Source organism: Schaalia sp., assembly GCF_050312375.1.
Classification (GTDB): domain Bacteria; phylum Actinomycetota; class Actinomycetes; order Actinomycetales; family Actinomycetaceae; genus Pauljensenia; species Pauljensenia hyovaginalis.
Genome location: NZ_JBNOYB010000097.1, coordinates 1 through 10,177, shown reverse-complemented (window position 1 = coordinate 10,177; position 10,177 = coordinate 1). Strand labels below are relative to the sequence as shown.

The window sequence follows — 10,177 nt, the reverse complement described above, 5'->3', positions numbered from 1 at the left end:
TAGTCATCACAGGCCGGGCCCACGGTGGGACTTTCAGATGCCGATCGCGGCTCCGAACTCGGCCTTGATCGTCTCCAGGCGTTCGCGCGCCTGCGACCAGGGGACCGGAGCACCCTCCTCGACGGGGAGGATGACCTCGAGGTAGCACTTGAGCTTCGGCTCGGTGCCGGACGGCCTGGCGATGACGCGGTCGTTCGCCTCAGTGGTGACCATGATCGCGTTCGTGCCCGGCAGGCCGTCCCATCCCCGGGACATGTCGACGACGGAGACGACCGGCGAGCCCGCGAGCTGCGCCGGCGGGTTCTCGCGCAGGCGATCCATGCCCTCGGCGATGAGACCGAGGTTCTCGACGCGGAAGGTGAGCGGCATCGTCACGTAGCAGCCGTAGGCGCGGGCCATGCGCTCGAGCTCGTCCTGACCGGTGCGGCCCTGCGCCTTGAGCTCGGCGAACAGGGAGGCGGCGACGACCGAGGTCGAGATGCCGTCCTTGTCGCGCGCGTGCTCGGGATCGGGGCAGAAGCCGATGGCCTCCTCGTAGCCGAAGACGATGCCCGGGGTGCGGGCGATCCACTTGAATCCCGTGAGGGTGTGGCGGTAGTCGAGGCCGTGCGCCGCGGCGATCCGCTCGAGCTGGCGGCTCGACACGATCGAGTTGGCGAAGACCCCGCCCTTCGGCGCGCGCTCGGCCAGGAACTCGCCGAGGATCGAGCCCGTTTCGTCGCCGGTGAGCTGACGCCATCCGCTCGCCGATTCCTCGTCCGGGATGGCCAGGGCGCAGCGATCGGCGTCGGGATCGACGGCGATGATGAGGTCCGATCCGTGCTCGCGCGCATGCGCCATCGCCAGATCGAGGGCGCCGGGCTCCTCCGGGTTCGGGAAGGAGACGGTCGGGAAGTCGGGGTCGGGCGCCGCCTGCTCGGCGACGAGCGACACCTGAGTGAAGCCCGCCTCCTTGAGGACGCGCTCGGTGAGCGCTCCGCCGACGCCGTGCATCGCGGTCAGGGTGATCTTGAGGTCTCCCCGGTGCTCGCCGGTGGCCAGGGCCGCGGCGGCCGCGACGTAGTCGTCGCGCGGATCGACCTGCTCGATGCGCTCCTCGTCCTGCGGGACCTCGTCGGCCGGGGCGGCCGCCGCGATGGCGGCGGCGATGCCCGCGTCGTGCGGGGGCACGATCTGGGCGCCCTGACCGGCGTCGGTGACGACGCTTCCGCCCAGGTAGACCTTGTAGCCGTTGTCCTTGGCGGGGTTGTGCGAAGCGGTGATCATGATGCCCGCATCGGCGTCGAGGGCGCGCACCGCGAAGGAGGTGAGCGGGGTCGGGTGCGAGAGCGGGAGGGCCAGGGCCCGGCAGCCCGCAGCCGACACGACGCGCGCAGCCGCACGGGCGAAGTCGACGGAGCCGTGCCGGGCGTCGCAGCCGATGACGACGCGGGGTTCGCGCTCGGTCTGAGTCTTGAGGTAGGCGGCGAGGCCCGCGGTCGCACGGATGACGACGGCGAGGTTCATCCGGGATTCGCCCGGGCCGATCTCGCCGCGCAGACCCGCGGTGCCGAACTCGAGGGGCCCGTTCATCGCGGCCCGCAGTTCGGCCAGGGCGCCCTCGTCACCCGCCGAAGCGGCCTCGATGGAAGCCAGGAGCGCCGAGGAGGTCTGACCGTCCGGGTCATGGGCGGCCCATTCTCGGGCCGTCGCGAGGAGCTGATCGTTCATCGCGTCACTCCTCGATGCCCTCGAGGATCGCGACCGTCGCCGACACGCCGAGGCGCGAGGCTCCGGCCTCGATCATGGCCAGGGCGGTCGCGGCATCGCGGATCCCGCCCGAGGCCTTGACGCCGAGGCGGTCTCCGACGGTTTCGCGCATGAGCTTCACGGCGTGCACCGAGGCGCCCCCGGCGGGGTGGAAACCGGTGGAGGTCTTCACGAAATCGGCCCCCGCGTTCTCGGAGGCGCGGCAGGCCATGACGATCTCCTCGTCGGTCAGGGCCGCGGACTCGATGATGACCTTGAGGACGCGCGGTGCGGGGACGGCGTCGCGCACGGCGCGGATCTCGGCTTCGAGCTCGGCCTCGCGGCCTTCCTTCACGAGGGCGATGTTGATGACCATGTCGACTTCGTCGGCGCCGTCCTCAACGGCGCGCGCGGCCTCGGCGGCCTTGATCTCGGGCTTGACGGCGCCCGAGGGGAAGCCCGCGACGCAGGCGACCATGAGGCCCTCGGGGGCCTCGAGGGGCAGCATGGAGGGCGAGACGCACACCGAGTAGGTGCCGAGCTCGGCGCCCTGGGCGACGAGGGCCGCGACATCGGCGGCGGTCGCCTCGGGCTTGAGGAGGGTGTGGTCGATCATCTGGGCGACTTCGGTCTTCTTCATGGTGGTGCCTTCCTCAGATCTGCGCCAGGGGCAGCGCGAGTTCCATCATCTGGGTGAACGCGGTCTCGCGTTCCTTTGCGGTTGTGGCTTCGCCCGTGACGAGCGAGTCCGAGACTGTGAACATGCCGAGCGCTTCGACGCCGGCGTGCGCGGCGGTGGCGTACAGGCCCGCGGATTCCATTTCGACGGCGAGGATCCCCATCCTCTGCCAGCGTTCGTTGAAGGTCTCGTCGGCGTTGTAGAAGGTGTCCGAGGACAAGATGTTGCCGACGTGGGTGGTGACGCCGTTCTCCTCGGCGCGGCGGCGAACGGCTTCGATGAGCCGGTAGGAGGCGATCGGCGCGTAGGTGCCCGGCAGATCGTACTGGTCCATGAATGCCGAGTTGGAGCAGGCGGCCTGTCCGATGACGACGTCGTAGAGGTTGACCCCCGGCTGCATCGCGCCGCAGGAGCCGATGCGGATGAGCTTCTTGCATCCGAAGACGTGGATGAGCTCCCAGGAGTAGAGGGAGATCGAGGGGATGCCCATGCCCGAGCCCATGACGGAGACCGGGGTGCCCTGGTAGGTGCCGGTGAAGCCGAGCATGTTGCGCACGGAGTTGAACTGGACCGCGTCCTCGAGGTAGGTCTCGGCGATGAATTTCGCGCGGAGCGGGTCGCCGGGCAGCAGGATCGTCTCAGCGATCGGGGCCTGGGGGTCGATATGCGGCGTTGCCTTCATTTCTTCTCCTTCGTGGACCCGTGACGGCGAATCCTTTCGCCGGGCGTCCTTGCGCCGGGGTCCGATCAGACTAATCAGAGGTATTCCAAAGTGTCAAGCTTGGATTTTACATTTGTTCGCTACGAGGGCGGGGCTCAGGCGCGAGCGGATTCGGCGAGAAGCACCCGCGCGAGATCCTGATCGACCACGACATGCGTCGCCAAGCCCATCCGCAGGGCCGTCGCAAGAGCCGCCGCCTTCTTCGGACCGCCCGCGACGAGCACGCGGATCGGACGCGAGGCGAGGTCCTTCAGGGAAATGCCCGCGGTCCTCTCATCGATGCCCGGCACCGCGATCTCGCCCTCGGCGGTGAAGAAGCGCGAACACGCATCCCCCACCGCGCCCGCGAGCAACTCGCGCGCCTCCGAACCCTTGAGGTGGGAATGGCTGAGCGCCAGGCTCTCGGCGGCGACGTCCCCGACCGTGAAGACCACGAGGTCCGTCTGCCGCCCCGCCTCGAGGATCGAGGCGATATGCGGATCCGATCGCACGATCTCCAAGGTGCGCACGTCCTCGAAGATCACCGGCAGGGGCAAGTAGCGCGGAACCGCATTGAAGGCCTCGCAGAAGGCCCTCATGACCTCGAAATCATTGGTCGCCTCCGAGGAATGCGAGGTCCCGCCCTTGAGCTGGACGATCTCGACATCGCGCCTCAGCGTGCGGCGCAGGCGCGAAGCGATGGCGTTCATCGTCCGCCCCCAGGAGACGCCGACGCTCATGCCGTCCTCGACGAGGGACTCGACGAGGCCCGCGCCGACGCGTCCGAGATCGTCGAGGATCTCGCGCTCGGACGCACCGGAATCATGGACGACCCGCGCTTCGACCAAGCCGAATCGCTGAGCGAGCTGCTCCCCCAGCACCGACGAGGTCTCTCGAGGGTCGTGGATCTCCACGGTGACGAACCCGGCCTCTTTGCCGCGCAGCAGGAGCTTGGCGACGGTCGGACGCGAGATGCCCATCTTGGCGGCGACCTCGGCCTGACTCAGGCCGCGCTCGAAATAGAGCCGGACGGCCTCGATCGCCTGTTCGTCCCTCTTGTCCACCATTCCTCCTTCCGTGCCGCGCTCCGCACCCCCGATGCGCGCGGCCGCACGCATCCCCAGGGGTGCGCGCGGCCGCGCTGCGCCCTACTCGACCTCTCCGAGGATCACCGAACGGGTCTCGGGGGCGGCCGAGCCGATCTGGACGCCGCCCTCGAGCGACTCCAGAGCACGGGCGATGCGCCACTCGTCATCGGTGTGGAGGGTGAGCAGGGGCTGGCCCTTCTTCACGACCGCACCGGGCTTCGCGTGGATCTCGATGCCCGCGCCCGCCTGGACCGGATCCTCCTTCACGGCGCGTCCGGCGCCCAGGCGCCAGGAGGCGACGCCGACGGCGAGCGCATCGAGGGCTTCCAGGACGCCGTCGGCCTCGGCGACGACGGTGTGCGTGTGGAGCGAGGTCGCCAGCTCCGCCTCCGGATCGCCGCCCTGAGCGCGGATCATGTCGCGCCAGCGGTCCATCGCGCGGCCGTCCTTGAGGGCCGCCTCGACATCGACATCGGACTTGCCCGACATCTCGAGCATCTTGCGCGCGAGCGCGCAGGTGAGCTCGACGACATCCGCGGGGCCGCCGCCGGCGAGCACCTCGACGGACTCCTCCACCTCGAGGGCGTTGCCGACCTTGAGGCCGAGCGGGGTCGACATGTCGGTGAGGTAGGCGAAGGTCTTCACCCCCGCGTCCGTACCGAGATCGACCATGGTCCGGGCGAGTTCACGCGCCTGCTCGAGGTCCTTCATGAAGGCGCCCGAGCCGACCTTCACGTCGAGGACCAGCGAACCCGTGCCCTCGGCGATCTTCTTCGACATGATCGAGGAGGCGATGAGCGGGATGCAGTCGACCGTCGAGGTGATGTCGCGCAGCGCGTAGAGCTTCTTGTCCGCGGGCGCCAGGCCCGCTCCGGCGGCGCAGATCACCGCGCCGCAGCCCTCGCCGAGCTCGCGGTAGATCTCCTCATTCGTCATGGCGGCCCGCCAGCCGGGGATCGACTCGAGCTTGTCCAGGGTTCCGCCCGTGTGCCCGAGGCCGCGGCCGGACAGCTGCGGGACGGCCACGTCGAACACGGCGACGAGGGGCGCGAGCGGCAGGGTGATCTTGTCGCCCACTCCCCCGGTCGAGTGCTTGTCGGCGGTGGGGCGCGCGATGCGGCCGAAGTCCATGCGCTCGCCCGAGGCGATCATGGCCTTCGTCCACCGGGCGATCTCCTCGCGGTTCATCCCGCGCAGGAAGACCGCCATCGCGAGCGCCGCCATCTGCTCGTCCTTGACGGCACCACGGGTGTAGGCGTCGATCGTCCAGTCGATCTGCTCGCCGCTGAGAACGCCGCCGTCCCGCTTGGTCCGGATGACGTCGACGACGTCGAAAGCTTCCATCTTCTCTTTCCTTCCTGCGGGCGCTGCCGGGAGCGCCCGAAGCTGTACGAGGGGACGGGGGCGGTCGGCTCCGGCGCCTCCGGAGCCGACCGGGCCCTCAATCCTTGCGCGGGGTGGAGGTGGCGACCTCGTCGAGGTCGCTGGGGCCGAATCCTTGAGGGAGGACCTCGCTCATCGGCATGACGCCGGTCGGCATGAGGACGAGGCAGTTCGGACCGCCGTGCTCGAAGATCACCTGTCGGCAGCGGCCGCAGGGCACCACCGATTCGGAGTTCCCGTTCACGCAGGCGACTGCGAGGAGGCGGCCCGCACCCGTGCGGATGAGCTCGGAGACCATCGAGGTCTCCGCGCAGTGCCCGCAGCCGTAGGCGGCGTTCTCGACGTTCGAACCGACGACGATGCTCCCGTCCTCGGCGAGGCCCGCTGCGCCCACGGGGTACCCGGAGTAGGGGCAGTAGGCCCGCTTCATCGCCTCGATCGCCGCGGCGCGCAGGCGGTCCCAGATCGCCTCATCGACAGAGTCCACCATGATGAGTCCTTCACTTCACGTAGGGGATGTTCTCAGCCGCGGGGGCCTTCGACTTCCCGACGAATCCGGCGACCGCGATGATCGTCACGACGTAGGGGATCATCGACACGAGGTCGGAGGGGATCGCGGGCGCCACGTTCGGCAGCATCCTCGCGACGGCCTGGGCGAAGCCGAACATGACGGCCGCCGACATGGCGCCGATCGGATGCCACTTGCCGAGGATCATCGCCGCGAGGGCGATGTAGCCGTTGCCCGCGGAGATGTTGTCCGTGAAGGCCAGGCCCGAACCGATCGTGAAGAACGCGCCGCCGAGGCCCGCGAAGGCCGAGGCGAGGATCGTGTTGCGCGAACGGGTGCGGTTGACGTTGATGCCGACGGTGTCGGCGGCCTTCGGGTGCTCGCCGCAGGCGCGCAGGCGCAGGCCCCAGCGCGAGCGGTAGAGGAAGACCGCGAGGAAGACGACGGTCGCGTACATGAGGTACACGAGCACCGTCTGGTTGAACAGCATCGGGCCGATGATCGGGATCTCCGCGAGGAAGGGGATCTTCAGCGGCGCCAGGGAGAACCTGTTCGTGTTGAGGGTCTCGGGCGAGACCTTCATGAGCGTCCCGTAGAAGAAGGTGGTCAGGCCCAGGGCGAGCACGTTGAGCACGACGCCGACGATGATCTGATCCACTCCGTAGCGGACGGAGAACAGGGCGAGCAGGCTGCCGAGCAGCGCCCCTGCGAGGGGGGCCGCGACGAGGCCCGCGTAGGGGGTTTGGAAGAAGGAGGCCGCCATGACGCCGGCGAATGCGCCGACGAGCAGGTCGCCCTCGATCGCGATGTTGACGACGCCGACGTGCTCGGACACGACGCCCGAGAGGGCGCCGAAGATGAGCGGCGTCGAGATCGCCACCGTCGACACGAGGGTCGAGGTGAGGGTGACGACGCCGGAGGATCCGGTGCCGGCGTAGATGAGGAAGGCGAGGGTCGTGGCGATGCCCGCGAGGAGCATCGCGCAGGTCTGGACCCAGCGGGGGCTCTTGGCCCGCATCGAGGTCGTGACGATCGACCAGACGGCGACGAGCGCGACGAGGGCGAGCAGCACCCACAGGATGCCCGCGCCGCCGAGGACGAGATCGGGGATCTCGAACGCCTGCGACTTGTCGTTGAGACGGATCGTGACCTCGCCCTTCGCCGTGAAGGAGAAGAAGGCGAGCAGGAGCGCCGCGAGGGTGTAGACGATCGGCAGCTTCCAGGAGCGCCTCACCTGGACGTCGTCCATGACGTCGGTTTGAGTTCGGGTGGTGGTCATCGCGATTCTCCTTCCGCATCGGCGGCCGTGGCGTCGACGGCGGTCTCGGCCGCCTTCGTGGTCGCCGGGGTGACGAGGGCGGGGGCCTCATCGTCGATGCCGAGGGCGGCGAGCTCGGCGCGCAGCGACTTCTCGGACTCCTTGGGCAGGCGGAAGAGCCAGCGCACGAGGGCGGGGGCGGCGATGAGCAGGACGATGACCGACTGGAGGATGAGGATCATGTCGATCGGAACGCCCTTGGGCTGCATCGTGTAGCCGCCGGCCTTGAAGGCGCCGAAGAGGAGGCCTGCGAACATGGTTCCGAGCGGCTTGTTGCGTCCGAGCAGGGCGACGGTGATCGCGTCGAAGCCGAGCGATCCCGCGATGTCGCGCGAGACGTACCCGACGGTTCCGAGGGCTTCATTCGCGCCGACGAGGCCCATGAAGGCCCCGGAGATCATCATCGTGATCGTGGTGATCTTCTCGACGGAGATGCCGGCGGTGCGGGCGGCCGCGGGGTTGGCGCCGACGGCGCGCACCTGGAAGCCGAGGGTCGAGCGGTCCAGGATCCACCAGAACACGACGACGGCCAGGAGGGCGACGATGATGCCCGCGTGGAGCTTGAAGGGCGAGGGGAGGATCGGGAGGAAGGCCGCCGTGTCGGCGACATCGGGGGTCTGCGGCTGGTTCGAGCCGGGGACCTGCCAGGACTTCTTCGCGAGCACGTAGCCGAGGGTGAGGGCCGCGATCGAGTTGAGCATGATCGTGACGATGACCTCATTGGCCCCGGTGCGGGCCTTGAGGAAGCCCGCGATCCCCGCGTACAGCGCTCCCGCGACGACCGCGGCGAGGAGGGCGACGACGGTGTGCAGGACCGGCGGCAGGTGGAGGTTGAAGCCGACCCAGACGGCGGCGAGCGCGCCGAAGATGACCTGGCCCTTGCCGCCGATGTTGAACAGTCCCGCGCGGAAGCCGAAGGCGAGGCCGAGGCCGCCGATGATGAGCGGGGTCGCGTAGAGCAGCGTGTTCGTGATCGGCTTGATCTGGCGGACGAAGCTCTTGGCCTCCGGGTCGAAGATCGCGCCGCGGAACATCGCGTAGTAGGCGTCGGTCACCGAGGCGCCGGCCATGACGATGAGGATCGCGCCGATCGCGAAGGCGATGAGGACTGCGAGGATCGAAACGAACCACTTCGATCCGAGGATGTGCCGGGCGACGAGGCCGCCCTTGGATTGGGGTTTCTTCGTCATCGTGCCTCCTCCTGGGTGGAATCGGACTGGGAGGCGAGGGCCTCTTCGAGGGGCACGCCCGCCATCATGAGGCCGAGGACCTCACGCGGGGTATCGGGGGCGACGACGCCCATGACCCGCCCGCGGTACATGACCGCGATGCGATCGGCGAGCGCCACGACCTCGTCGAGCTCGGAGGAGATGAGCAGAACGGGCGTCCCCTGGTCGCGCACGGAGACGATCTGCTTGTGGATGAACTCGATGGAGCCGACGTCGACGCCGCGGGTCGGCTGGTTCGCGACGAGGAGGTTGAGGTCCTTGGAGAGCTCGCGGGCGACGACGACCTTCTGCTGGTTGCCGCCCGAGAGGGAGGAGATCGGGTCCTCGATGGAGGTGAGGCGGATGTCGTACTCCTGCTCGAGGGCCTTCGCGTTCTTCTCGATGACGCCGAGCCTGAGGGCCGGGCCGGCCGCGAAGGGCGCCTTGTCGAACTGGTCGAGGATGAGGTTCTCCGAGATGGAGAAGCCGGCGATGATGCCGTCGGTGGAGCGGTCCTCGGGGATGAAGCCGATGCCCGCGTCGAGCGACTTGCGCGGCCCGGCGTGGGTGATGTCGACGCCTTCGAGGGTGATCGAACCGGAGTCGGGGTTGACGAGGCCGAGGATGGCTTCGGCGAGCTCGGTCTGGCCGTTGCCCTGAACGCCGGCGACGGCGACGACCTCGCCCCGTTCGACGTCGAGGCTGACGTGATCGAGGATCGTGTTGCCGGAGGGGCCCAGGAGCGAGACCTTGTCGAAGGAGAGGCCCCCGCCCGCCGGCTTGGCCTCCTCCTTCTCGACTTTGAGCATGATCGCGCGGCCGACCATCTTGTTGGCGAGCTCGTTCTCGGACTCTTCGGGCGAGGCGGTGCCGACGACGGCGCCGCGACGGATGACGGTGATGTCGTCGGAGACCGCGCGGACCTCGCGGAGCTTGTGGGTGATGAAGACGATGGAGGTTCCCGAGTCGGCGAGCTGGCGCATGATGGCCATGAGCTCGTCGGTCTCCTGCGGGGTGAGGACGGCGGTCGGCTCGTCGAGGATGAGGACCTTCGCCTCGCGGGAGAGGGCTTTGACGATCTCCACGCGCTGCTGGGCGCCGACGGGGAGGTCTTCGATCTTCGCGTCGGGGTCGAGGTCGAATCCGAAGCGGGCGGAGACCTCGTTCACGAGGGCGCGGGCCTTGGCCAGATCGATGAGCCCGGCCTTGCCGACCGGCTCATCGCCCAGGGCGATCGATTCGGCGACCGTGAAGACGGGGATGAGCATGAAGTGCTGGTGCACCATGCCGATCCCGGCGGCGACCGCGTCGCCGGGCCCCTTGAAGACGACGGGTTCGCCGTCGATGAGGATCTGCCCCTCGTCGGGCTGGTGGAGTCCGTAGAGGACGTTCATGAGCGTCGATTTGCCGGCGCCGTTCTCTCCGAGGAGGGCGTGGATCCGCCCTTCCTCGATGGTGAGGTCGATGTGGTCGTTCGCGACCAGGGGCCCGAAGCGCTTCGTAATCCCCCTGAGTTCCAGTTTCACTGGGAACCTGCCTTTGGCTCTTCTTCGAGTGTCGGTAAG

9 protein-coding genes are annotated in these 10,177 nt (G+C 68.8%); all 9 read right to left on the bottom strand.

Annotated features, from left to right (window positions below; all coding sequences use genetic code 11):
• Nucleotides 1-33 precede the first annotated feature (33 nt).
• Nucleotides 34-1,710 (bottom strand): phospho-sugar mutase, encoded by a 1,677-nt coding sequence (locus ACQY7V_RS07495; RefSeq protein WP_320772492.1) that lies wholly within the window; start codon nucleotides 1,708-1,710, stop codon nucleotides 34-36.
• Between the two features lie 4 nt (nucleotides 1,711-1,714).
• Nucleotides 1,715-2,368: a deoxyribose-phosphate aldolase gene (deoC, locus tag ACQY7V_RS07490; protein WP_154476337.1), complete on the bottom strand. Its 654-nt coding sequence runs from the start codon at nucleotides 2,366-2,368 to the stop codon at nucleotides 1,715-1,717.
• A 13-nt stretch (nucleotides 2,369-2,381) separates the two neighbouring features.
• Nucleotides 2,382-3,089 (bottom strand): purine-nucleoside phosphorylase, encoded by a 708-nt coding sequence (deoD, locus tag ACQY7V_RS07485; RefSeq protein WP_154476335.1) that lies wholly within the window; start codon nucleotides 3,087-3,089, stop codon nucleotides 2,382-2,384.
• A gap of 134 nt (nucleotides 3,090-3,223) precedes the next feature.
• Nucleotides 3,224-4,171 (bottom strand): sugar-binding transcriptional regulator, encoded by a 948-nt coding sequence (locus tag ACQY7V_RS07480; protein WP_303773560.1) that lies wholly within the window; start codon nucleotides 4,169-4,171, stop codon nucleotides 3,224-3,226.
• A gap of 84 nt (nucleotides 4,172-4,255) precedes the next feature.
• Nucleotides 4,256-5,539: a thymidine phosphorylase gene (locus ACQY7V_RS07475; RefSeq protein ID WP_154476330.1), complete on the bottom strand. Its 1,284-nt coding sequence runs from the start codon at nucleotides 5,537-5,539 to the stop codon at nucleotides 4,256-4,258.
• A 97-nt stretch (nucleotides 5,540-5,636) separates the two neighbouring features.
• Nucleotides 5,637-6,068 carry a cytidine deaminase gene (locus ACQY7V_RS07470; protein ID WP_428639610.1) on the bottom strand — a complete coding sequence of 144 codons (432 nt, stop codon included), beginning with the start codon at nucleotides 6,066-6,068 and terminating at the stop codon, nucleotides 5,637-5,639.
• Nucleotides 6,069-6,078: 10 nt separating this feature from the next.
• Complete coding sequence (locus ACQY7V_RS07465; protein WP_428639609.1) at nucleotides 6,079-7,365, bottom strand: ABC transporter permease; 1,287 nt, start codon at nucleotides 7,363-7,365, stop codon at nucleotides 6,079-6,081.
• On the bottom strand, nucleotides 7,362-8,594 hold the full coding sequence (locus ACQY7V_RS07460; RefSeq protein WP_154476326.1) for an ABC transporter permease: 1,233 nt from the start codon (nucleotides 8,592-8,594) through the stop codon (nucleotides 7,362-7,364). The genes ACQY7V_RS07465 and ACQY7V_RS07460 overlap by 4 nt, the downstream gene beginning before the upstream one ends.
• Nucleotides 8,591-10,138, bottom strand: coding sequence for an ABC transporter ATP-binding protein (locus tag ACQY7V_RS07455; protein WP_235362095.1), 1,548 nt, complete (start codon nucleotides 10,136-10,138; stop codon nucleotides 8,591-8,593). Before ACQY7V_RS07455 ends, ACQY7V_RS07460 begins: the two co-directional genes overlap by 4 nt.
• Nucleotides 10,139-10,177: the final 39 nt, after the last annotated feature.

Coding starts and splice junctions, on each gene's coding strand:
- ACQY7V_RS07470 (WP_428639610.1), bottom strand. CDS start 6,068: ATGGTGGACTCTGTCGATGAGGCGATCTGGGACCGCCTGCGCGCCGCG.
- ACQY7V_RS07465 (WP_428639609.1), bottom strand. CDS start 7,365: ATGACCACCACCCGAACTCAAACCGACGTCATGGACGACGTCCAGGTG.
- ACQY7V_RS07475 (WP_154476330.1), bottom strand. CDS start 5,539: ATGGAAGCTTTCGACGTCGTCGACGTCATCCGGACCAAGCGGGACGGC.
- deoD (WP_154476335.1), bottom strand. CDS start 3,089: ATGAAGGCAACGCCGCATATCGACCCCCAGGCCCCGATCGCTGAGACG.
- ACQY7V_RS07460 (WP_154476326.1), bottom strand. CDS start 8,594: ATGACGAAGAAACCCCAATCCAAGGGCGGCCTCGTCGCCCGGCACATC.
- ACQY7V_RS07495 (WP_320772492.1), bottom strand. CDS start 1,710: ATGAACGATCAGCTCCTCGCGACGGCCCGAGAATGGGCCGCCCATGAC.
- deoC (WP_154476337.1), bottom strand. CDS start 2,368: ATGAAGAAGACCGAAGTCGCCCAGATGATCGACCACACCCTCCTCAAG.